The following is a 23514-nucleotide window of genomic DNA, read 5'->3' as shown; positions in this document are numbered from 1 at the left end:
TTTCAGTTGAGGGTCACTTTTGTATGCTCTTTTTTCGGACAATTTCCTCGTAACAGCTTTTCATCCCCTTGAATTTGCTCCGTTAGCGCAATCTTGATCGTTATTATGTGTTCGTAATGACTGCTTGCTGCTTTTGTCCTGTCAAAGTAAATGCAACCCCGTCGCATTTACTTTGACGAGGTTGCATTTACTCTGAAAATTTACCGATTTGCCGAATCGCCGATTTTCAGCAGTGAAAATAATAAGAATCCGATGTAAAATGTTCAGTGCATGTGACACGGGGAAACTCTGCGCCGTACTCCGGGAAATCCTTTGCGTATGATTTTTTGCGGTTTGCCTGTTCATCTTCATCAAATCTGAAATGAGGGATCGTCGTTGAAATTAGGTATTGTAGGTCTGCCGAACGTGGGCAAGAGCACTCTTTTCAATGCCATCACAGCCGCCGGGGCGGACGCGTCGAACTATCCTTTCTGCACGATCGAACCCAACGTCGGCGTGGTGGAAGTGCCCGATCCGCGTCTCAAGGTCCTTTCCGATATGTTCCACTCGGTGAAAATCACCCCCGCCGTCGTCGAATTTTACGACATTGCCGGTCTTGTGCGCGGCGCCAGCAAGGGAGAAGGGCTGGGGAACAAATTTCTCGCCAATATCCGCGAGGCCAGCGCCATCGTCCAGGTGGTGCGCTGCTTCGAGAACCCCAACATCGTCCACGTGGACGGCTCCGTGAATCCGGCCCGCGACATCGAGACCATTGAACTGGAGCTGATCCTTTCCGACCTGGAAATGGTGGAACGGAACCTCGCCAAACTGGAGAAACTGGCGAAAGCCGACAAAAAGCTGGCGCCCAACCTCGAACTGCTGCGTCGGGCGAAGGAAACGCTCGAAGCCGGCAAACTGGTGCGCACCCTTGCGTTGAACGATGAAGAAAAGCAGTATCTTCGCGGTCTGAATCTCCTTTCCGACAAGCCGATGCTCTATGTGGCCAATATCGCCGAGGATGAAATCGGCGCGGCGGTGTTGAACGAGTACGCTCAGGTGGTCCGCGACCATGCGAAGGCCGAAGGGGCGGAGTTCGTGACGATATGCGCTCAGATCGAAGCGGAGATCGCCGAGCTTGCCGATGCTGAAAAGGTGGAGTATCTCGAAGCTCTCGGGCTGAAGGAAGCCGGGCTGGACCGTCTGATTTCCGCGGGGTACCGTCTGCTGGGGCTGATCTCGTTCTTGACGGCGGGAGAAAAGGAATCGCGCGCCTGGCCGATTCGCAGAGGAACTTTGGCTCCGCAGGCGGCGGGCACGATTCACAGCGATTTCGAGCGCGGTTTTATCCGCGCCCAGATCGTCGGCTATGACGATCTGATCGCCTGCGGCTCGATCGCCGAGGCGAAAGCCAAGGGGCTGCTCCGTCTTGAAGGGAAAGAGTATGTCATGCAGGATGGCGACGTGGTGGAATTCCGTTTCAACGTTTAAACACGCATAAATTTCATGAAAGGTATGTGGTAAAAATGGCGATGCAGATCAGTCTCGATGAAGTGCTGTCCATGCTTCTTTCGCGCGTGGATGCCATGGCGGTGGCCAACGAAAACATGAAGAGCAAGTTCAACATCCTGGCGCGCGCTCTTTATAAAAAGGGGTTTTTGACGGACGATGACCTTGTCCAGTCGGTGAAAGACGAGCACAAACTGCTCCTCGACCTTGGCGCCATCAAAGAGATGCCTGACGATGCAGCGCTTAAATCGATCGCGGACAACATGATCGTCTGGATCAAGAACGATGCCGAGGCCATTCGGAAGAACATGAAGGATTACGAGGCGAAGGTGAAGGCGATGATCGAGGAAGAGGAAAAGAAACCTCGTCTCGACGTGGCTTCTGCCGCCGATTTGCAGCGGCTCGAACGCATGAGCGGCAAAAAGTCGGGCAGCGGACTTATTATTCCTTAAGGACGATGGGGCCGAGAACTGGATTTTGAAGAAAAACCGTTAAGAAGAGGCGGCTCAGGAGGGGAACGGAAGTGGAGAATTTTGGCCTTCAGATCGTCGGGGCGTGGCGCAGCCTGGGTGCCCGGAACGGCTGCGTGGCCCTGGTCGATGCGCTTCTGCTGAGCCTGGCGGTGTACGTGAGTTACGCCTTGAGATTCTCGATCTTTTTGGAACATGCGGCGGCTTATGGGATCTTCGAGGCGGGGCCGCTTTACGTTGCGGCCGTCATGTTTTCGTTTTATGCCGGCGGAGTCTATCGGGTCTACTGGCTGCAGACGAGCATCGAAGAACTTCTGATCCTGCTGAAAGCCTATCTGCCGGCCTGCGCCGTGCTGATCGGGCTGTATGTTGGGACCGACGTCCCGTTCGTGGTGCCGCGGAGCGTTATGGGAATGCTGCTCCTCTGCGGTTTTGCCTTCCTGACGCTGTCGCGCCTCTCATGGCGGCTGACCTTGCAGGAACACAACGGGAATCCGCGGAGGAGAACGCTCATCGTCGGCGCTGGAGAGGCGGGCGTGCTTTTGGCTCGCGACCTGAAACGACATGATTCTGACTTCAACGTCGTCGGCTTTCTCGATGACGATCCGGCCAAATTGAAAAAGACGATCGCCGGCATTCCCGTCCTTGGGACGCTCCGCGAGCTGATCGGCATTGTCGGGGCCGAGCGGATCAGCGACGTTTGGGTGGCGCTGCCTTCCGCTCCGGCTTGCAGAGTCCGCGATCTCCTGAACGGACTTCTGTCCCTGAAGAGTTCCGTGCGTATTCTGCCTTCGCTGCAGGAACTTGCGGACGGCACGGTCTCTCTGAACAAATTGCGCAAGGTCCGCCTCGAGGATCTGCTGCCCCGGGACCCCGTCAGCCTCGATGCCGAACAGATCGGTCAGCTTCTCCACGGGCGGACGGTCTTGATTTCCGGTGCGGGAGGCTCGATCGGCAGCGAAATCGTCCGCCAGATTCTGCCTTACGCGCCCGCGGCGCTGGTTTTGCTCGGCCACGGCGAGTTCTCGATTTACACGCTGCTGGAGGAATTGCGGGAAAGGGCGTGCCAGACCGAACTTGTGCCGGTGATTGCCGACGTCGCTGATGAAAGAGCGATGGAAGAAGTTTTTTCTCGGTGGCGTCCGGACATCGTTTTTCACGCGGCGGCCCACAAACATGTGCCGCTGATGGAATGCAACGCCCGCGAGGCGATCCGTACCAACGCGCTCGGCACGTGGATTCTCGGCAGAATGGCCGGCAGATACGAGACGAAACGTTTTGTGATGATTTCCACGGACAAGGCGGTCAACCCGAGCAGCGTCATGGGGGCCAGCAAGCGGATCGCCGAGATGGCCTTGATGGAGCTGCAGAAGGATTATCCGCAGACGGCTTACATGGCGGTACGTTTCGGCAACGTTCTCGGCAGCCGCGGCAGCGTTGTTCCCAAGTTCGAGCGCCAGATCGCGGCGGGCGGCCCCGTAACGGTGACTCATCCGCGGATGGTCCGCTATTTCATGCTGATCCCGGAGGCAGCCGGGCTGGTTCTGCAGACGGCGGCCATCGGTTCGCCTGGGCGGATTTACGTCCTGGACATGGGAAAACCCGTCAATATCGCCGAAGTCGCCCGGACGCTGATTCGTCTGAACGGTTACGAGCCGGACCGCGATGTCAGGATCGCGTATACCGGCATTCGTCCGGGCGAGAAGCTCTTTGAAGAACTTTTTTACGATGGGAAACACGTGGAAGCGACCTCGCACTCGAAAATTTTCTGCGCGAAAATCTCTGAAGAAGGACGCGCCGAGATCACAGGGATGCTTGGCAAAATCGAAACGCTTCTCGGGGAGCCTGAGATCGCGTCGTCTCTTGCGAAGATCGTCCCGGAATATAGAGGTTCGGGCGAAGCGGCTGGGGAAAAATGACGCGGGGACGGCGGCGGAAAGCTTTTTCACTCGCGGAAGTCTTGATCGGCATGGCGATCGTCCTCACGCTTTCGGCGGGACTTTTCAATACGCTGCGCACCGAATCCGTCCAGGACCTGGCCAGGAGGGACATGGACGATCTGATGCAGTGGCTCGATTCGGCCATAGCCCGGGCTGACCGCTGGCGATGCAGTTTTTATCTGAGCGTTTACATGCCCTCGGATTTGTCCGCGCCGCATTTCATGACGCTGCGCTGGCTCGGCAGACATTCGGGCAGCGCGGCAGGAGAGAAGTTCAGCGCGAACGTGCAGGTGCGCTGGCGTCTGAATGTGGATCGTCGGAATTTCACGTATCGCTGGCAGACGCATACGATCACGCCGGCATTTACCGTCACGGCCTGCGAAGCGGGCGGCAAAAACACCGGCGAGTCTTTGAAGCTGTCCCTGCGCGGTTTGCTCACGCGGACAAGCTCTCGGTAAGATGTTTACTTTTGAAGAAGAACTTTCTGTCTGGAGGTAATGGTATGGTGATCAGGGAATGGTGGGAGAATTTGATCGCTCCCGCCGTGAGACTTTGGGAAAAGATGATTCCCGCGGCGTGGCTTCGCGAAACGTTGGAGACCGTGATCTGGGCGGTCGTCCTGGCCCTGCTTCTGAAGACGTTCGTCATCCAGGCTTTTTGGATCCCCAGCGGTTCGATGCTTCCCACGCTCCTTGAGGGAGATCGCGTTCTGGTCTGCAAATTCGAATATCTGCTCCGTTCTCCGCGCCGCGGGGATATCTTTGTCTTCAAGTATCCCAAAGATCCCGGCGTCGATTACGTGAAGCGCCTGATCGCCCTGCCCGGCGATAAATTCGAGGTACGGAACGGCGTCGTCTGGATCAACGACCGGAAAGTCGACGAACCCTACGTGACGTTCCGCGACACGTACAATCACGCGCCGGTCGTCGTGCCCGAAAAGTCGTACATCGCGCTTGGCGACAACCGTCCGAACTCGGCCGACAGCCGTTATTGGGGCTACGTGCCCGAACAGAACATCCGCGGTCCCGTGATCCTGCGCTACTGGCCGCTGAGCAGGATCGGGCTGGTAAAATAATGGCGGGCAGGACGGCGTGGTTCCCCGGCCACATGGCCAAGGGCACCCGGCAGCTGGAAGAACTTCTCGACAAGCTCGACGTGATCGTCGAGGTCCGCGACGCGCGCGCCCCCGAGCTGACCGCGTCGCCGCTGACGAAAAAATTTGCGCGGCGCCGGCCCGTCTGGATCGTCATGACCAAACGGGATCTGGCGGACAAGGACATCACGGCGCAATGGCTCGGTCATTATAAAAATAACAGGCGCGAGGCGTGGGCGTTCGATCTGCTGTCGCGGCAGATTGCGCCTTTGAAGCAGGCCTTCACGCGCTGCAAGCCCAAATATCGCGAGCTGCGGGTCGCGGTCGTGGGGATCCCCAACGTGGGCAAATCGGCGCTGCTGAATTTGCTGATCGGCAAAAAATCCGCGCCGGTCGGCGGCATCCCCGGCATCACCCGCGGCGTTTCCTGGTACCGCGGCGGCGATTTTCTGGTCGTCGATTCGCCCGGCATCCTCGATCCGCGCTCGGGCGCGGCCGTCCAAAGAGCCCTGGCCTGGCTCGGCTGTTCCAAGGCGGACGTGATCGGCGGCTACGACACGGTCGCCTGCTCTTTGATCGATTATCTGCAGCGGCAGGGGCTCTGGCATTTTATCGAAGAGAAGTGGGGCGTCCCCGCCGACCCGGAAGACACGGCGGCCGTTCTCGAAGCCGTCGGACGCCGTCTCGGCTGTATCGTCAGCGGCGGGATGGTCGATTATACGCTCGCCGGCCGGCGTTTTCTCGAATCGTTCTCCACGGGGAAGCTGGGCAATCTTTCGCTGGAGAGTCCGACGATGCCGGCGGCCGAAAGACTTCAGGCGCCGGAAGATGGGGATGAAGACGAGTGATTCTGGCAGGGGTCGACGAAGCGGGGCGAGGCCCTCTGGCCGGTCCCGTCGTGGCGGCGGCGGTCGTGCTGACGGAAGCGCAGCGGGAAGAACTGGTCGGTCTGGGGCTCCGCGACTCGAAAAAAATGACGCCGCCGCGGCGCGAAAAAGTACTGGCGCGCATGCTCGAACTGAACGTCGTCTGGCGCGCCGCGTCGGCGCCGGCCGAACGGATCGACCGGCTGAACATCCTGCGGGCGACTTTGTGGGCGATGCGCCGTGCGGTCGAAAGGCTCCCGCTTGACGTCGACGGCGTGATCGTCGACGGCAACCAGGAGATCCCCGGCCTGAACGTCTATCAGCAGGCGGTCGTCGGCGGCGACGATATCTATCCGCAGATTTCCGCGGCTTCCGTCGTCGCCAAAGTGCTCCGCGACCGCGTGATGACGGCTTACGACGGCATCTATCCCGATTATGGCTTTGCCCGGCACAAAGGTTACGGGACCGAGGCGCATCGCCGCGCGATTGCCGAACTGGGGCCAACGCCGATCCATAGAAGAAGTTTTTCCTGGAGGTAACCTTCCTGCGAATCCCCATTTCTTTACAAGAGGCGCTGTCATGAGACAACTCACGTTGAATCTTAAAGAGCGGATCGGCCGGCTGCTGAAGCCTGCGCGGCCTGCGAAAGATACCGAGAGCGGTATCCTGACGCAGGCCGAGCGGGCTTTTTTTCTGGCGAAGCAGCGCGCGGCCGTCGGCCGGTGGGCTGAGGAACTGGCCGCCGCTTTTTTGCAAGCGCAAGGGCTGAAGATTTTGGAACGCAACGTCAGAGAACGCTTCTCCGAGCTGGATCTGATCGCTCTGGAAGGGAACGTGCTCGTCTTTGTGGAGGTGCGCTGCCGGCGCAAAAATCCCGTCATGTCGGCGCAGGATTCGATCGGACCGCTGAAATGGAAACGCCTGGTCCGCGGCGCCGAGCTCTATACGCTGCGGCGTCGGTGGCGCGGCGAATGGCGGATGGATCTGGTCAGCGTCGACGTGGATCATGAACGCTGGCATTTGCGGTGGCTCAGATATCTGGAAATGGAAGGAGCGGATGACCGTGGCTGCTGAAATACAAGGCATCACGCTGCGCGGCATCGAAGCGTTGCCGGTGGAAGTGGAATCGGAGATCACGTCGGGGATGTTCTCCTTTTCGGTCGTGGGGCTGCCCGACGCGGCGGTGCGCGAATCGCGCGAACGCGTGCGCGCGGCGCTGCGCGAGCTGGATATCTCCATTTACGGCCGCATCGCCGTCAATCTCGCTCCGGCCGATCTGCCCAAGGAGGGGAGTCTGCTCGATCTGCCGATCGCGGTGGCTCTGGCCTGCGAGAAGGAATATTGTTCTCCGCCCGGCGCGGCGATTTATATGGGCGAACTGGCGCTGGACGGACGGGTGCGTCCCGTCCGGGGCGCGGTCCCGGCGGCGATGCTGGCGCGTTCGCTGGCCCTGCCGCTTTTCTGTCCCGAAGGCAACGCCGCGGAAGTGGCGCTGGTCGACGGCGTTGAGGCGTACAGCGTGCCGACGCTGAAAGATCTTTTGCTCTTTCTGCGTCACGAGAAAGAGTTGAGCCGAGTCGTCAAGAACATGCCGCCTTCGGAGTTGAACGCCGTCGAACCGGATTTCGCGGACGTGAAGGGACAGATGATCGCGAGAAGAGCTCTCGAAATCGCGGCGGCCGGCCATCACAACATTTTGCTTGTCGGCTCTCCGGGCAGCGGCAAGACGCTGATGGCGCGCGCCTTGCAGGGCATTTTGCCGCCGCTGTCCGACGACGAGTTTCTCGAAACTCTGCTGATCCGGAGCGCCGTCGGTCTGTCGGCCCCCGTCGACCGACGCCGTCCTTTCCGACAAGTTCATCATACCGCGAGCACCGTCTCCATCTGCGGCGGCGGCAGCGATATCCGCCCCGGCGAAGTGAGCCTTGCGCACCGCGGCGTGCTGTTCCTCGACGAATTCACGGAGTTTCGCCGGGATCTGATCGAGGCGTTGCGTCAGCCGCTGGAGGACGGTTTCATCACGGTGAACCGGGCGGCGGGCAGCGTCACGTACCCGAGCCGGGTCTTGCTCGTGCTGGCGGCCAATCCGTGCGCCTGCGGCTGGCGCGGCGATCCGCTCGAGCAGTGCCGCTGCAGCAGTCAGGAACTGGAGCGCTATAAAAGAAAATTCTCTGGTCCGATGCTGGACCGAGTGGATCTCTACGTCTCGGTGCCGCGTTTGACGCCGCAAGAACTGCTCGAACTGGGAGGAACTCCCAGAGAAAGCAGCGCGGAAATCCGCGCCCGAGTCCTAAGAGCCCGAAAGCGGCAATGGGAGCGCAAAGAACGCGTCGGCGCGGAGTGCAACGCGGAATTGTCCGAGAAGATGCTGCGGCGCGAAATAGGCTTGAGCGCCGAGGCGCGAAGATACCTGACCGCGATGGCCGAACGCCTGCGGCTCTCCGGCCGGGGCTTGAGCCGCGTCCTGCGCGTCGCCCGCACGATCGCCGACCTCGCGGGGGAGCGAAACGTGGATGACCGCGCGGTCGCCGAAGCGCTGGCCTACAGAGATGCGGGAGTGCTGGAATGAACGAACTGGAATTGTGCGTCTGGCTGAACGGGTGCGAAGGACTTTCGGCAAACGCGCTCCAGCACGTGGATCTCTCCGACGGACCGGAAAGAATCGTTGAAAAGCTGCGCCACGGCGAAATCGTTTCTCAGCGCGGCGCCGAGAAATTGAAAAAATTGGCTCGGGAAAACTGGCACAAAAAGGAGATCGAGCGCGCGGAAAACGCTGGTATTTTTTTAATTTCATGGTACAGTAATGAGAGATACCCGTTTCGTTTGCGCGACATCGCCGAACCGCCGCTGGTGCTTTACGCAAAAGGGAATTTGCCGGATTTCGAGTCGGCGTATTCAGTCGTAGGAACGCGTCGCTGCACCCCTTACGGGTTCAAAGTCGCCGCCCTGATCGGCAGCGCGCTGTCGCGCGCGGGAATGACCGTCGTCAGCGGCGGAGCGCGCGGCATCGACGGCGCCGCTCACGGCGGCGCGCTGGAAAACGACGGGACGACCGTGGCCGTTTTGGGCACGGGCGTGGATGTCGTCTGGCCGCCGGAACACGACGAGCTTTTCGACAATATCCTGCGCCGCGGCGCGCTGCTCAGCGAATACCCTCTGGGCACTGTGGGGCGCGCCTGGCGTTTTCCCCGCCGCAACCGCATCATCGCGGGGCTGTCGAAAGCGTTGATCGTTGTGGAATCGCCGCTCAAAGGCGGCGCGATGATCACGGCGCGGCTGGCCATGGAAATGGGGCGCGACGTGTGGGCGGTGCCGGGGCGGATCGACGAACGGGTCTGCGAGGGCAGCAATCGCTTGATCCTCGACGGCGCTTCGCCGTTGGTCAATGTGGCGGATTTCGTCGATCATGTCAGCCATTTCGGGCAGCTCGATCTGTTTGCTCCACTGGAACTCGGCGACGATGAACGGCGGGTTCTGGACTGTCTTGCCGATCAGGGGGACCTGACGCTGGATCAGATCTCAAAGAGAACCGGTATTGCCGCGGTAGAATTGATGCGCTTGATTTCGGGACTTCAGGTTCAGTCGCTTATTTATACTTCAGGGGGCGGACGCTGGAGAGCGGTTCCACATTAGAAAGCCGAGGGAAGACCGATGAGTACGGACAGTTACGAACTTTTCTCTTCTGAAGCCGAACAAAACGGTGTGAAGCTGGAGATCTTCATCGTTTCCGATTTTACGGGCGAAACCGCCGAAAGCGTGACGCGCGCCGCGCTGCGCCAGTTCGATGAGGCGCGGCACGTCGTGGCGCTGCATCGTTTCCGCACGGTCGATACGATCGACAAGCTGATCAACATCTGCTGGCAGGCGAAGGAAAACAAGGCGATCATCGTCTGCACTCTGGTGGCGCAGTCGGTGCGCGAGGCTCTGATGCGTTACGCGGGGGAGATGGGCCTGAAGGTCATCGACCTGATCGGTCCGACGCTGGATACGATCTCGGCACGGCTGGGAATTCCTCCCAAGGGGACGCCGGGGTCGCAGCACAAGCTTGACGAAGCCTATTTCCGCCGCGTCAAGGCCCTCGAGTTTTCGAGCACCTGCGACGACGGCGCCAACCCCAACCTCCTGCCGGAGGCCGAACTGGTCATCGTGGGCGTTTCGCGGACCTGCAAGACGCCTCTGTCGATGTATTTGGCCAACAAAGGCATCCGCACCGCCAATGTCCCGCTCGTCCCGGAACTGGCGCCGCCGGATGAGCTTTTCACTCTGCCGCACGGCCGCATCATCGGCCTGATCATCCAGCCCGAAGCGCTGCGCAAGATTCGCCGGGAACGGCTGCAAATCATCGGTCTCGATCCCGATAAAGCTTTTTACGCCCAAGAAGGACGCGTCAAAGCCGAGCTCGATTACGCGCGCCGTATTATGGAGCGCCTGCAGATCAAAGCGATCGACGTGACGGGCCGCGCCTTGGAGGAGACGGCTCAGGTCGTTCTGGACTATCTTCGTGAGCAGGGGTGCCCCGCTCTGCTGGGGTGATGGGTTCTCATCAGGCGGGATACACCCGGTTTCAAGCAATAAATATCTTAATTTTTGGAGGCTGCGCCGATGGAAAACTACAATGCAATTAAGTGGTTTGAAGAGATACGCAAAGATGATATTCCTGTTGTGGGCGGCAAGGGGGCTAACCTGGGCGAGCTGACCTCGACCGGCGCTCCCGTTCCTCCCGGATTCTGCGTTATTGCCGAAACCTATGCGCGTTTTATCAAGGAGAACGGCCTGAACGCGCAGATCTCGGACCTTCTCAAGGACCTGGATTTTGAAGATACGGCGGCGCTCCAGCAGAGGACGGAAACGATCCGGGCTCTGATCCAGAAAGCGCCGATTCCCGCTTCCATCGAAAAGCAGATCGTCGAAGCCTACGAAAAACTGGCGGATAAGGTGGGGCTGAAAGATCCCGACGTCGCCGTCAGAAGCTCCGCCACCGCGGAAGACCTGCCCGACGCCTCGTTCGCCGGGCAGCAGGACACCTACCTCCACGTGATCGGGGCCCCGTCGGTCGTGGATCATGTGAGGCAATGCTGGGCTTCGCTCTGGACAGCCCGCGCGACGTATTACCGCCAGAAGCAGAATTACGATCATTTCAGCGTTTCGCTGTGCGCCGTCGTGCAGAAGATGGTGGCCAGCGAAAAATCTGGCGTGATGTTCACCGCCAACCCCATCACGAACGAGCGCGGCCAGCTGATGATCAACGCCAGCTGGGGGCTGGGCGAAGCAGTCGTGTCGGGGTCGGTCTCGCCCGACGAGTTCATTCTCGACAAGGAAACGCTTACCGAGCTGGACGTCACCATCGCCGACAAAAAGATCATGATCGTCGACAAGGAAAAGGCCGGCGGCACCGCCACCGTGAACGTCGCCGATTATCTGGGACCGGCCGCGGTCAGCTCCCGCTGCATGAGCGTCGAAGAAGTCCGACGCCTGGCCGAGGCCGGCAAGGCCATCGAGGCGCATTACGGCGTTCCCATGGACATCGAATGGGGACAGGACAGGGACACGAAAAAACTCTACATCCTTCAGGCTCGTCCGGTCACGACCCTGAAAACGGAACCCGCCAAAAAGGAGAACACGATCATGGATCAGAAAACTTTAACGGTGCTTGTGCGCGGACTGGCGGCCTCGCCCGGAATCGCCCACGGGCGTGTGGTGCGCATCGATTCGCTTCAGGAGATCGCCCGCGTCAAGGACGGCGACGTGCTGGTGACGGGCATGACCAATCCCGACATGGTCCCGGCCATGAAAAAAGCCTGCGCGGTCGTCACCGACGAGGGCGGACGCACCTGTCACGCGGCCATCGTTTCCCGCGAACTGGGGATCCCCTGCATCGTCGGCAGCAAAAACGGCACCGAAGTCCTGACGGAAGGCATGGAGATCACCGTTGACGCCACCCGCGGCGTCGTCTACCGCGGCAATGTCAACCTCTCTTCGGATCAGGACATTCATTCGCCCGTCGCCGAGGGCGCGGCCGCGAAACAGTCGGCGGCGGTCCTTGCGGAGGCCGCTCCGATCACGGGCACGAAGATCTACATGAACCTGGGCGACGCTTCGATCATCGGCAAATACAGCCGCCTGCCGTTCGACGGCATCGGCCTGATGCGCACCGAGTTCATCTTCTCGCATATCGGCGTGCATCCCATGTATTTGCTGCGCACGGGGCGCGGCGAAGTGCTGATCAACGACATGAGCGAGGCCATCACGACCGTAGCGCAGGCCATTTATCCCCGGCCTCTGGTCGTGCGCATGAGCGACTTCCGCACCAACGAGTTCCGCGGGCTCGAGGGCGGCGAAGTGGAACCGGAAGAGAACAACCCCATGATCGGCTGGCGCGGCGTCTCCCGTTATATCTCGCCGGCCTACGAAGAAGGGTTCCGCCTCGAGTGCAAGGCCATCAAGAAAGTTCGCGACGAGTTCGGCCTGATCAACGTCTGGGTCATGCTTCCCTTTGTGCGCACGACGTGGGAAGTGGCCCGCGTGAAGGAGATCATGGCTTCCGAAGGTTTGATCCAGAATAAATCCTTCAAGATCTGGATCATGGCCGAAGTGCCGGCGGTCGTCTTCCAGGCGGAAGAGTTCGCCCGGCTGGTCGACGGTTTCAGCATCGGCAGCAACGACCTGACTCAGCTGGTCATGGGCGTCGACCGCGATTCCGGCATCCTCAACAACATGGGCTACTTCGACGAACGCGATCCTTCCGTGAAAAATGCGATCAAGACGCTGATCCATGCGGCGCACAAACAGGGAATCACGTGCTCGATCTGCGGTCAGGGGCCGTCGCTCTATCCCGACTTCGCCGAGTTCCTGGTGCGCGAAGGCATCGACAGCATGAGCGTGAATCCCGACACGGTCGCCTACACGCGGCGGCTCGTCGCGGGCGTGGAGCAGAGAATGATCCTGGGCGGCATGAGAAAACTGATGGGACAGGAGCTTTAGCTTTTCACGACAAACGAAAAGGAGTCGGAGGTTTTTGCCTTCGGCTCCTTTTTTCTATTTAAAGGCACAAATTTGACAATTGGAAATTGGACGCTAAAATGTCCGACAGTCAGCAAGCTTTTTTTTTCGGATTTTTAAGATCGAGGAGAAAGGATGTGCCTGCATGATACGAGTTTTGAGTCCCGCAGAACAGTCCTGCCTGACTGTGGACGCGCAGGCTTTGATCTATCGATATCGAACCCAGAAGTGGCTTACGCAGAAGCAGTTCGAGGAGCTGATCACCGAAGTTGTCGCGATCTCCAGGATGCGCGGTTTGCCCGGCGATGCCGAATTGGTCGCCGCCGTGCTCCGCAGTATGGGCGAGGCCGATACTGCGGCAGGGTTTTGGGAAGTATCGCTTCAAAAACAGGAATCAGACCATCTCTTCAGTTGAAAACATCATTGAAAGGAGAGCATCATGGCTCCGACAGCAAAAACTCGAAAGACGGCCGCGAAAACGGTCTCGAAAAGAAAAACGGGCGCCGCGGCGACGAAAAGCGCGGCGGCTTCCGGAAAGAAGACGACGGCCGGCGCTTCTGCAAGCTCCGCATCAGTAAGGAAAAAAACGACGAAACCCGCCGGAAAAACGTCGGGAGAAGCGAAGAAGGCCGTGCCGCCCCGGAGCGGCAAGACGTTAGTGGTCGTCGAGTCGCCGACGAAAGCGAAGACGCTGACGAAGATTTTAGGCTCCGGCTACGTCGTCAAAGCCAGCGTCGGCCATATCGTCGACCTGCCCAAGAGCCGCCTGGCGATCGACATCGAAAACGGTTTCAAACCGGAATACATTCTCGTGAAGGGCAAGGCTCCCATAAAAAAAGAGCTGCAGACCGCGGCGGCCGCGGCCAAGAAAGTTCTTCTCGCCGCCGACCCCGACCGCGAAGGAGAGGCGATCGCCTGGCACGTCGCCGGGCTGCTCGGCGTCGATCCCGCCGACGACTGCCGGGTGCGCTTTCACGAGATCACGGCCGAGGCCGTTAGAAGCGCCGTGAAGGAACCGACTCCCATCGACATGGACCGCGTCGACGCGCAGCAGGCGCGGCGCGTGCTTGACCGCCTGGTGGGCTACACGCTGAGCCCGCTTCTTTGGAAGAAGATCCGCCGCGGACTTTCGGCCGGGCGGGTGCAGTCGGTCGCTCTGGCGATCCTCTGCGAGCGCGAGCAGGAAATCGAAAATTTCGTGCCTCAGGATTACTGGAATGTCTTCGTCGACGCGACAGCCGACGACGGACGCGCCTACAGGCTGCGCGTCGAAAGGGAGAGCGGGCGCAGCCTGCTTTCCGACGGCAAAACTCTGGCGATCGACACGCCCGCCAAAGTCCGCGATATCGAAAAGACGCTGAAGGAGAAACCTTTGGTCATCGCGAGTTTCACGGCGAAGAAAAACGCGCGGAAACAGCCGGCCCCGTTCAAAACCAGCACGATGCAGCAGATCGCCGCAAGCCGGCTGGGATTTTCCCCGCGGCGCACCATGGGGATCGCCCAGAGTCTCTTCGAAGGCGTCGCCATCCCCGGACACGGCACGGTCGGCCTGATCACCTACATGAGGACCGACAGCCTGCGCATGGCGCCGGAAGCGCTGAACCAGGCGCGAAAAGCGATCGAAGGGCGCTGGGGCAAAAAATATCTTCCGGCGAAAGCCGTCGTTTATCAGGCTGGCGCCAACGCCCAGGACGCCCACGAAGCCATCCGCCCCACGGACTTCACCCTGACGCCCGAATCGCTCAGAGAATCTCTGACGGCGGAACAGTACCGGCTCTACGACCTGATCTGGCGGCGCAGCGTCGCCTCGCAGATGGCGCCCGCCGTCGTCGACTCCGCGACGCTTGACTGCGAGTGCGGGAAATACGGACTGCGCGCCCAGGGCGCCGCCGTCAGTTTCGACGGCTGGGGCGCCGTTTGGGATCTTGACGTCAAGGATGCCATGATACAGAAGGCGCAGGAAGGCGAGCTGCTGAATATCCAGAACGTCGATTCCAAAAAGGAACAGACCAAGCCGCCGGCGCGCTTTACCGAGTCGACGCTGATCAAGACCCTTGAAGACGACGGGATCGGCCGCCCCTCCACCTACGCGACCATCGTCGAGACGCTTTACGATCGTTCCTACGTCGCGCGCGAGGAAGGCCGCAAGTTGAAGCCGAGCGAACTGGGACGGTCGGTGAACAAATTTCTGCTCGGGCATTTCGACGGAAAATCGACGTCGCCGATCGTCGACGTCGGTTTTACCTCTTCCATGGAAAGTTCCCTCGATCAGGTCGAGTCGGGAAAGAAAAACTGGGTGGAGCTGATCGGGCAGTTTTGGGAACCCTTCACTCACGCCATCGCCGAAGCCGAAAAAGCGCCGGCGGTCCCGCCTCCGCCGCCCGAGCTGACGGGCGAGACCTGTCCGCAGTGCGGCAGGCCGCTCGTGAAAAAGCAGGGGCGCTTCGGCGAATTCATCGGCTGTTCGGGATTCCCCGAATGCCATTACATCAAGCCGGTCCAGAAGGAAATCGGCGTTCCCTGCCCGAAGTGCGGAGCCGAGCACGGCGGGCAAGTCGTGCAGCGCAAAAGCAAAAAAGGGCGTACGTTCTACGGCTGCTCCCGCTATCCCGACTGCGATTACGTTTCCTGGAACAAGCCGGCGGCGGAAAAATGCCCGCTCTGCGGCGGCCAGATGGAATATGTCGGCCGTTCGCGGACGCCCGTCTGTACGCAGTGCGGCCGCAAGGGAGAAGCCTAAATGCAGCCCGTCGTCATCGCCGGCGGCGGTCTGGCCGGTTCCGAAGCGGCCTGGCAGCTTGTGCGGCGGGGAATCCCCGTGCACATGTTCGAGATGCGGCCGGTCGTCTCGAGCCCGGCTCACCGTACCGACAAGCTGGGCGAACTGGTGTGCAGCAATTCGCTGGGCTCCGACCGCGGCGACTCCGCGGCAGGACTTCTCAAGGAAGAGCTCCGCTCCCTCGACAGCCTGATCATGAAAGCGGCCGAAGCGCATTCGGTGCCGGCGGGCAAAGCGCTGGCCGTGGACCGCGAACGGTTCTCGCAGTTTGTCACCGACGCGCTGCTGGGAAATCCTCTTTTTACGCTGACCCGCCGCGAAGTGACCGAAATTCCCGAAGGCCCCTGCATTATCGCCAGCGGGCCCTTGACGTCCCCGGCGCTGGCGTCGAAGCTTCAGGCGCTGTTCGGGCAGGATTATCTCTATTTTTACGACGCCGTCGCCCCGGTGATCGAGCTGGAATCGGTCGACATGTCCGTGGCGTACCGCAAAGACCGCTATGCCGACGACGAGGGCGGCGATTACATCAACTGCCCGATGGACGAACAGCAGTATCAGACGTTTTACGAAGCCCTGATCGCGGCCGAAAGGGCCCCGCTGCACGATTTCGAAGGAAAGGCGGAATACTTCGAAGGCTGCATGCCGGTCGAAGTCATCGCCTCGCGCGGGCGCGACACGCTTCGTTTCGGCCCGCTGCGCCCCGTCGGGCTGGACGATCCCCGCACGGGGAAGCGCCCCTACGCCGTCGTGCAGATCCGACAGGACAACGCCGAAGCCACGCTTTACAACCTTGTCGGTTTTCAGACCAATTTGCGCTGGGGAGAGCAGCAAAGAGTTTTTCGCCTGATCCCCGGGCTCGAACATGCCGAGTTCGTGCGAATGGGCGTCATGCACCGCAATATCTACGTCGACGCGCCGCGCTGCCTCGACGGCTGCCTGCGGCCTCGGGGAATGGATTCCCTTTTTCTGGCGGGACAGATGACCGGCGTGGAAGGCTACGTGGAAAGCACGGCGATGGGAGCCGTCGCCGCGCTGGGCGTTTTCGCCTGCCTGAACGGGCTGCCTCAGCTTCGCTGGCCGGCGGAAAGCGCCATCGGCGCGCTGCTTTTCAGATTGCAGGACGCCACCAATCCCCGTTTCGCTCCGACGAACGCGAATATGGGGATTTTTCCGCCTCTGGACGAAAAAATCAAAAGCCGTCGCGAACGCCATGAGAAAATTTTAAGCCGCGGACGCCTGAGATTCTTACAATTTAAGGCAAATAACGCATTGTTCTTTTCTGAACCAGGCAAAAAGTGACTTCTTGAGTGAAAAAGAAGATTGGAAATAATTTTATTTGTGTGAAATGTACTATTGTCGAAGATTTTTGGACAGAACAAAGATTTCCCAAAATTAGTGATTTTTATGTGAATTCATGTTATGATTTGACCGGCAGCGATATGAAACGGTTCGTATAAAATAGAGGAGGAACGCCAATGTCTGAGGTTTCAATGAACAGCCAGCTGGATTCTTTCCTTGAATATCTGCGGAACAACAAGGCCAGTTCCGAAAACACCGTGACGAATTACGCGGTCGATCTCGCGCAGTTTGCCGACTTTGTCGAAAACCAGAGGATCGCCCCTCACGAAATTACGACGCCGCTGATCCGCGCGTTCCTGCGCTCGCTTGCCGGTTTTGGGTATGCCAATTCCTCGATCGCGCGAAAACTTTCCGCCGTAAAGGCGTTTGAACTCTATCTTCTTGAGAAGAGACTGATCGCGGCCGATCCCGCGGCGTCGATCCGCAGCCCCCGCCTTCCCGAACGGCTGCCACGAGCCCTGTCGCGCGAGGGGATCGAGCGGCTGATCGAGGAGGCGTGGAAAATAAAGCCTTCTTTGCGCAACGGCACGATCCTCGAAGTGATGTACGGCTGCGGCGTCCGCGTGGCGGAACTCGTCTCTCTGCGCTGGGAGGACGTCGATCTGGACGAGCGCTGGCTCAAAGTCAGAGGCAAGGGCGACAAGGAACGTCTCATCCCGTTCGGCCGCTATGCCAAAGAAGCGCTGATAAAATGGAAAGCCGTGTGCCCGCAGGAATCGGGATTTCTTTTTCCGGGAAAGGCGGGCGCCGGCATCACGGTGAGGACGGTGCACCGGCTCGTAGTTCAGGCCGCGCGCAACGCGGGGCTTGAAAACGTCACGCCGCATTCCGTGCGCCACAGCTTCGCCACGCATATGCTGGAAGGCGGGGCTTCGCTGAACGTCCTGCAGGAACTGCTGGGGCACGAAAGCCTGCTGACGACGCAGCGCTATCTGAAGATCACGCCCGGTCATCTGAGAGACAGCTACATGGCGGCTCATCCCAGATCGGGCGAGGAGGAATGAAAATGTCTCGGGACATGACGATTCATGGTACGACGATCGTCTGCGTGCGCAAGGACGGGCAGGTCGCCATGGGCGGCGACGGACAGATGACCCTGGGCAGCCAGATCATCAAGGCGGGAACGAAAAAAGTCCGCAAGCTCTACGACGGCAACGTCCTCGTCGGATTCGCCGGCGCCACGGCCGACGCGATGACGCTGATGGAACTCTTTGAGAAAAAATTGCAGGAATACAGCGGAAACCTGATGAGGGCATCCGTTGAGCTGGCCAAAATGTGGCGCACCGACCGCATGCTGCAGAAGCTGGAGGCCATGCTGCTCGTGGCCGATCGGGAACATACGATCCTGCTCTCCGGCGCCGGGGACGTGATCGAACCGGAAAACGACGTCGCTTCCATCGGTTCCGGTTCGGGATTCGCCTTGGCGGCGGCCCGGGCCTATCTGGACGTTTCGTCCCTTACGGCGGAGGAAACCGTGAAGCGTTCCCTGCTGATCGCTTCCGAAATCTGTATTTATACCGACAACATCCTCACGGTGGAGGTCCTGTGATGCTTCTGACGGAAGAGATGAAAAATCTGGTGCCAGCGGCCATCGTGCAGTATCTCGACCGCTATATCGTCGGACAGGAAAAGGCGAAACGCGCCGTGGCCGTCGCTCTGAGGAATCGCCTCAGGCGCCGCAGGCTGCCCGAAGATCTGGCACAGGAAATCGCGCCGAAAAACATTTTGATGGTCGGCCCCACCGGCGTGGGCAAGACGGAGATCGCCCGGCGCCTTGCCGATCTCGTCAACGCCCCGTTCGTGAAAGTCGAAGCGACGAAATTCACCGAAGTCGGCTATGTGGGGCGCGACGTCGAATCGATGGTCCGCGACCTCGTGGAAAACTCCATGCAGATGGTCAAGAAACGGATGATCGCCGGCGTCCAGTCCGTAGCGTTCGAACACGCGCAGGAGCGGCTGGTGGATTATCTTCTCCCGGTCAGAAAAGCTTCCTCTTCCGCGGGGATCCCCACCTTCCTGAATTATCTCAAGAAAGAACAGGCGGAACCGCCGGAAGGTTCGGCGCCGGAAGAGAGCCCGGCGGTGCGTCAGAGCACTCACGAACGCATGCTGAACATGCTGAAGAGCGGCAAACTGGACGAACGCGAAGTGGAGATCGACGTGCAGGAAAGTTCCACTCCCATCACTTCTTTTGGCAACGGCGAAATGGGCGGCATCGGCATCAATATCTCCGAGATGTTGGGCGGCATGATACCCAAAAAGAGCAAAAAACGCCGCATGAAAGTGAAAGACGCGCTTCGCGTCCTGCAGGCCGAGGAAGCGGAGAAACTCATCGACATCGAAGCCGCCACGCAGGAGGCTTTGGATAAAGCGCAGCAGGAAGGGATCATTTTCATCGACGAGATCGACAAGATCGTCTCCCGGGGGCGCGGCGGCGGTCCGGACGTCAGCCGCGAAGGCGTGCAGAGGGATCTGCTCCCCATCGTCGAAGGCTGCTCCGTCACTACGAAATACGGCCAGGTGAAAACGGATCACATCTTCTTTATCGCCGCCGGCGCCTTTCACGACGCCAAGCCCTCCGACCTCGTCCCCGAGCTTCAGGGACGGCTGCCCATCCGCGTCGAACTGACGGCGCTTGGCAAGGAAGAGCTGCGGCGCATTCTGGTCGAGCCGCAACACAGCCTGATCCATCAGTCGGTCGCCCTGATCGAGACCGAAGGACTCACACTGCGATTTACCGACGAAGCCGTGGAAGAGATCGCGGCGATGGCCGAACGGATGAATCTGGAGATGGAGAACATCGGAGCGCGCCGGCTGCACACCATTCTGGAGCAGCTTCTGGAGGAAATCAGCTTTTCCGCGCCGGAGCGGGCAGGCGAAGCGGTTGAGATCGACAAATCTTTCGTTGTGAAGAAGCTTGAACCACTTGTTGGCAATAAGGATCTGCGGCGGTATCTTCTTTGATTTTCATGGCTGAAAGGAGACGGAATTCTTATGAAACGCTCATATGCAAAAGAAAAGTTGCCCGAAGGTTTAAACGGCGCTGTCGACAGTGTCGAGATGCATGAACTGCTTGAGAAAACGCGTCAGGTCGGGAGAGCGATGCAAGGCCGTCGCGAAGGGACGCGCCCCGATTACAACAAGCTGGCGCGCCTGCTCTGCGAATTCTCGACCGCGAATGTCTACGTTTTGAGCAGAGAAGGGCAGATCCTGGGATACGCATGGGTGAATGAATACCACAGCGAAGCCATCGCGTCCTTCATCGAACAGGGTTATATGCCTGAAAGTTTTGTGGAAAGGCTGTCGCAGCAGAGAGAGACCGTCCTGAGCAAAGCTGACGGAGCTCTTTTCGACGATCAGGCAGAGAATGTGACTGATAAGACGGCTCTCTATGTGCCGATCTATGGAGCCTCGGAGCGGCTGGGAACGCTTGTACTGGCCCGTTTCGCGAGTAACTTCTCAACCCAGGACCTCGTTCTGGCCGAATATCTGGCGACGCTGGTCGGCATTGAGATCCTGCATGACCGCTCTCGGCAGATCGAGGAGCTTGCCCGAGAGCGTCTTGTTGTGAATATGGCCATGAAAGCCCTTTCATATTCTGAAATCGACGCGATCAACCATATCATCACGCGGCTCAAGGAGCTCTCGGCCGAAAAGAACGCCGGTTTCAGAAAAGAGAACAACGAATGCGAGGGGGTCGTCATCGCCAGCAAGATCGCCGACCACGTCGGGGTGACCCGCAGCGTGATCGTCAACGCGCTGCGCAAGCTCGAGAGCGCCGGGATCATCGAAAGCCGCAGTTTGGGCATGAAAGGCACTTTCATCAAAGTGCTGAGTCCCTTGTTCGTGGAGGAGCTGGCTTCCAAATTTAAGCGCGCGGAATAACCGTCGGCGCCTGGAGCATGCTGTTCATTCCGAAGTTCTAAAAATTTGACACTGGCAAGCTCCTTTAACTTGAGATAAAATGGGCGTAATTCTACGACACTTCTGGAGGTATTTCATGAGGATGAGACGCCCTTTGTTGTGGAGAGGTCTGCTGCTGTTCCTGTTCGCCTCTCAATCATGCTGTCAAGCAAGGGCGGCTGTCGAGCCTGCAGGTCAGGTCAGACAGTCTGTGGATCCCGTGCATTCTGGGAAACGCGTGCAGAAGGCGAAAACTGATGCGGCTTCTTATATTTTCCGTTACTACAACAGCTCTCTAAGCATGGACAAAGCGAACGAGTACGCTCGTTATGTCATGGAAGCGTCGAGCCGCTTCTCGGTGGATCCGGCGTTGATTACTGCTATAATTGTCAAGGAATCGCGCGTCAAAGTCAACGCGCGTTCCAAGTACGCGGTTGGCTTGATGCAGGTATATTGGAAGCTGCACCGCAACACGATCATGGCTCAATTTCCCCATATCCGTACAGAAAAGATATTGATGGAGCCTCGCAATAACATAATGGTTGGTACATGGATCTTTTCCAGGTACATGGCACACTGCAAGGGGAACGTTACAAAGGCGCTGAGGAGGTATCTGGGGTCTCAGGCTAATCGTTATGTGGCATTGGTCACGAAATATCGAGGGCATTACACTGAGAGGGTCCTGTTGAATCTGCAGCACGCTTCGAAACGGGCGGTTTCTTAGTGAATAATTATTGCGATGAAAAATGAATATCAATAAAATTTTTATGGAGGCGGAGAAATCATCATGAGCAAATTAGTTAATGACGTATATCTTTCCGGCGTGGTCCACTTTCTGAAGGGCGAGAGCTACGGCGAGAGCCGTTTGGGAAAATATTTCGAGTTTTCCCTCAAGCGTCAGTACAGCGATACGGACGGGTGTGACCGCGTCGATTATCTCCGGATGAGAGTCTTTGATCCCGCGATTCAGGAGTGGATCGTCAAACAGGAAGAAGGCGCGCCCGTGTGGATTGCCGGCGAACTTCGTTCGTCCCTTGGCAGCGGCCGGATCTACGTGATGGTTTCCAAGATTCAGGCATTGAATCAGCTTTAAAATTTAACACAATAAATTCGAGAAAGGGAAGTTCACACTATGCCCGATTTGGCACCAGGTGATGTGGTAACGGGAGTCGTCGAACAGATCATGCCCTATGGGGCTTTTGTTCGTCTTCAAAGCGGCCAGAAGGCAATGATCCACATCTCGCAGCTTTCCCACAAGTTTATCAAAAGCGTCGATGCCGTTCTGCAGCCGCAGCAGGAGATTAAGGCGAAAGTTATCAAGATAGACGAGAGAGGCCGCATTGATCTGTCTTTGAAAGCTCTTGAAGAGCCCCCGGCGGTCCCGGTTCAACGAATGCCCCGGCATATGCCGGCCGCAGGTTCGAATGACGAAGCGGTCGGTTCGGATGATTTCGAAAAAAAATTGTCCACTTTCCTGAAAAGCAGCGAGGAAAAAATTTCTTCGCTGATGAATGCCAAAAGCGGCAAGGGGGGACGCCCGCCGCGCCGAAAAGGCGCCCGTCCCTAAATGCGTATGAGGAAATTACGGCGAGAGGTTCCTGCGAACCTCTCGCTTTTTTCAGCGCGCGACGAGATTGTTACGGCGGCTCAGATGGACGGGCGCAATTTTCAAAAGGGGCTTGTCATGTCTGTGGCGGTTCGCTGTAAATGGGGGATGCCCCAGGTTCTGAAATGTCGCCCCTTTTACAGAGGGCACCCCTTTCCGACGCTCTTCTGGCTGACATGCCCCCATTTGGCGTACCAATGCGGACGTCTCGAGTCCGGCGGAGGGGTCAGAGCTCTGGAAGATTTTCTCCGCGGGGATGAAAAGGCATATCGTCTCTACAATTTCCGCTATGCATGGGCGCGGATCTCTGCCTTGAGCCGCTGCGAACGATTTTTCCTGCGCCGATACTCTCCGAAGATCTGGAACGCCATGCTTAAAACCGGCATTGGCGGTATCCGCCGGACTGAAAGTCTGACCGTGAAATGTCTGCATCTCCAGGCGGCAACGATGCTCGCTTTGCCGGGACATCCTGCCGAAGCGTGGTTTGCAGAAAGATTTAAAGAGTTCTGTTGTAAAAAGGCTCACTGTAAAAAATATTTAGACTGAAAAATACCTGATAGAATAAGCTTGACGAATCCTCGCCCAAGCGATAGAATATTCCTCGTTCGCGGGTCGTTAGCTCAGTTGGCAGAGCAACGGACTTTTAATCCGTGGGTCGAGGGTTCGACCCCCTCACGACCCACCATGGATGCGGTCCCATAGTCTAGTGGCCTAGGACATCGCCCTTTCAAGGCGAGCACCTGAGTTCGAATCTCAGTGGGACCGCCATTTTTTTCGCCGGTGTAGCTCAGTTGGTAGAGCAGCGCACTCGTAATGCGCAGGTCTCCAGTCCGAATCTGGACACCGGCTCCATCCGATAACTTCCGCGTGTTTCCGAATGCGTTTTCCAGCCCGCCGTGAGGCGGGCTTTTTTGCGTCTTCGTTCCGATTTTGTCTGATACTATTTCTCAATTAAAGCACCTAACAATCCATTGTCTTGCGGTAATACTCCTTATGGTCTGAGCGGTGAGATTT

At 58.6% G+C, this 23514-nt stretch carries 23 protein-coding genes and 3 tRNA genes; all 26 read left to right on the top strand.

Annotated elements, in window-relative coordinates:
* Positions 1-375 precede the first annotated feature (375 nt).
* The 26 genes from ychF to D7D26_RS08910 all read left to right on the top strand — a co-directional run bounded on the left by ychF (position 376) and on the right by D7D26_RS08910 (position 23352).
* Positions 376-1467: a redox-regulated ATPase YchF gene (gene ychF, locus D7D26_RS09035; RefSeq protein WP_120372836.1), complete on the top strand. Its 1092-nt coding sequence runs from the start codon at positions 376-378 to the stop codon at positions 1465-1467.
* A 35-nt stretch (positions 1468-1502) separates the two neighbouring features.
* Complete coding sequence (locus tag D7D26_RS09030; protein WP_120372835.1) at positions 1503-1937, top strand: hypothetical protein; 435 nt, start codon at positions 1503-1505, stop codon at positions 1935-1937.
* A 71-nt stretch (positions 1938-2008) separates the two neighbouring features.
* Complete coding sequence (locus D7D26_RS09025; protein WP_120372834.1) at positions 2009-3874, top strand: polysaccharide biosynthesis protein; 1866 nt, start codon at positions 2009-2011, stop codon at positions 3872-3874.
* A complete protein-coding gene (locus D7D26_RS09020) occupies positions 3871-4353 on the top strand; it encodes a type II secretion system protein (RefSeq protein ID WP_078016732.1) in 483 nt (160 codons plus the stop codon). Before D7D26_RS09025 ends, D7D26_RS09020 begins: the two co-directional genes overlap by 4 nt.
* Positions 4354-4397: 44 nt before the next feature.
* Positions 4398-4970, top strand: a complete 573-nt coding sequence (gene lepB, locus D7D26_RS09015) for a signal peptidase I (protein WP_078016733.1) — start codon at positions 4398-4400, stop codon at positions 4968-4970.
* Positions 4970-5836: a YlqF/YawG family GTPase gene (locus D7D26_RS09010; RefSeq protein ID WP_120372833.1), complete on the top strand. Its 867-nt coding sequence runs from the start codon at positions 4970-4972 to the stop codon at positions 5834-5836. Before lepB ends, D7D26_RS09010 begins: the two co-directional genes overlap by 1 nt.
* Positions 5833-6393 (top strand): ribonuclease HII, encoded by a 561-nt coding sequence (locus D7D26_RS09005; protein WP_120372832.1) that lies wholly within the window; start codon positions 5833-5835, stop codon positions 6391-6393. Before D7D26_RS09010 ends, D7D26_RS09005 begins: the two co-directional genes overlap by 4 nt.
* Positions 6394-6433: 40 nt before the next feature.
* On the top strand, positions 6434-6928 hold the full coding sequence (locus tag D7D26_RS09000; RefSeq protein WP_158606328.1) for a YraN family protein: 495 nt from the start codon (positions 6434-6436) through the stop codon (positions 6926-6928).
* Complete coding sequence (locus tag D7D26_RS08995) at positions 6918-8423, top strand: YifB family Mg chelatase-like AAA ATPase (RefSeq protein WP_120372830.1); 1506 nt, start codon at positions 6918-6920, stop codon at positions 8421-8423. Before D7D26_RS09000 ends, D7D26_RS08995 begins: the two co-directional genes overlap by 11 nt.
* Positions 8420-9487 (top strand): DNA-processing protein DprA, encoded by a 1068-nt coding sequence (gene dprA, locus D7D26_RS08990; RefSeq protein ID WP_078016738.1) that lies wholly within the window; start codon positions 8420-8422, stop codon positions 9485-9487. Before D7D26_RS08995 ends, dprA begins: the two co-directional genes overlap by 4 nt.
* Positions 9488-9505: 18 nt before the next feature.
* A complete protein-coding gene (locus D7D26_RS08985) occupies positions 9506-10387 on the top strand; it encodes a pyruvate, water dikinase regulatory protein (protein ID WP_078016739.1) in 882 nt (293 codons plus the stop codon).
* A gap of 69 nt (positions 10388-10456) precedes the next feature.
* Complete coding sequence (gene ppsA / locus D7D26_RS08980; RefSeq protein ID WP_120372829.1) at positions 10457-12835, top strand: phosphoenolpyruvate synthase; 2379 nt, start codon at positions 10457-10459, stop codon at positions 12833-12835.
* Positions 12836-12998: 163 nt separating this feature from the next.
* Positions 12999-13268, top strand: coding sequence for a hypothetical protein (locus D7D26_RS08975; RefSeq protein ID WP_120372828.1), 270 nt, complete (start codon positions 12999-13001; stop codon positions 13266-13268).
* Between the two features lie 24 nt (positions 13269-13292).
* Positions 13293-15593 carry a type I DNA topoisomerase gene (gene topA, locus D7D26_RS08970; protein WP_120372827.1) on the top strand — a complete coding sequence of 767 codons (2301 nt, stop codon included), beginning with the start codon at positions 13293-13295 and terminating at the stop codon, positions 15591-15593.
* Positions 15594-16931 carry a methylenetetrahydrofolate--tRNA-(uracil(54)-C(5))-methyltransferase (FADH(2)-oxidizing) TrmFO gene (trmFO, locus tag D7D26_RS08965; protein WP_120372826.1) on the top strand — a complete coding sequence of 446 codons (1338 nt, stop codon included), beginning with the start codon at positions 15594-15596 and terminating at the stop codon, positions 16929-16931.
* 176 nt (positions 16932-17107) lie between these two features.
* Positions 17108-17995 carry a tyrosine recombinase XerC gene (locus D7D26_RS08960; protein WP_233543519.1) on the top strand — a complete coding sequence of 296 codons (888 nt, stop codon included), beginning with the start codon at positions 17108-17110 and terminating at the stop codon, positions 17993-17995.
* A 2-nt stretch (positions 17996-17997) separates the two neighbouring features.
* Entirely contained in the window at positions 17998-18540 is a 543-nt protein-coding gene (hslV, locus tag D7D26_RS08955; RefSeq protein ID WP_078016744.1) for an ATP-dependent protease subunit HslV, read from the top strand.
* On the top strand, positions 18540-19955 hold the full coding sequence (gene hslU / locus D7D26_RS08950) for an ATP-dependent protease ATPase subunit HslU (RefSeq protein ID WP_120372825.1): 1416 nt from the start codon (positions 18540-18542) through the stop codon (positions 19953-19955). Before hslV ends, hslU begins: the two co-directional genes overlap by 1 nt.
* Positions 19956-19985: 30 nt before the next feature.
* Positions 19986-20876 carry a GTP-sensing pleiotropic transcriptional regulator CodY gene (gene codY, locus D7D26_RS08945; protein WP_078016746.1) on the top strand — a complete coding sequence of 297 codons (891 nt, stop codon included), beginning with the start codon at positions 19986-19988 and terminating at the stop codon, positions 20874-20876.
* A gap of 115 nt (positions 20877-20991) precedes the next feature.
* The gene (locus D7D26_RS08940) at positions 20992-21618 is read left to right on the top strand and encodes a transglycosylase SLT domain-containing protein (RefSeq protein ID WP_158606327.1); all 627 of its coding nucleotides are present in this window, start codon (positions 20992-20994) and stop codon (positions 21616-21618) included.
* Between the two features lie 63 nt (positions 21619-21681).
* The gene (locus tag D7D26_RS08935; protein ID WP_009164346.1) at positions 21682-21987 is read left to right on the top strand and encodes a hypothetical protein; all 306 of its coding nucleotides are present in this window, start codon (positions 21682-21684) and stop codon (positions 21985-21987) included.
* 39 nt (positions 21988-22026) lie between these two features.
* Entirely contained in the window at positions 22027-22461 is a 435-nt protein-coding gene (locus D7D26_RS08930; protein WP_078016748.1) for a S1 RNA-binding domain-containing protein, read from the top strand.
* Positions 22462-23046 (top strand): DUF501 domain-containing protein, encoded by a 585-nt coding sequence (locus D7D26_RS08925; RefSeq protein WP_120372823.1) that lies wholly within the window; start codon positions 22462-22464, stop codon positions 23044-23046.
* 63 nt (positions 23047-23109) lie between these two features.
* Positions 23110-23185 (top strand) — tRNA-Lys (locus D7D26_RS08920).
* Between the two features lie 7 nt (positions 23186-23192).
* Positions 23193-23268: transfer RNA gene (locus D7D26_RS08915), tRNA-Glu, on the top strand.
* Between the two features lie 8 nt (positions 23269-23276).
* Positions 23277-23352: transfer RNA gene (locus tag D7D26_RS08910), tRNA-Thr, on the top strand.
* Positions 23353-23514 lie beyond the last annotated feature (162 nt).

The sequence above is a fragment of the Pyramidobacter sp. CG50-2 genome, assembly GCF_003612005.1.
Taxonomy (GTDB): Bacteria; Synergistota; Synergistia; order Synergistales; family Dethiosulfovibrionaceae; genus Pyramidobacter.
The sequence above is the reverse complement of the archived record's forward strand: the minus strand, read 5'-3'. Positions and strand labels throughout refer to the sequence as shown.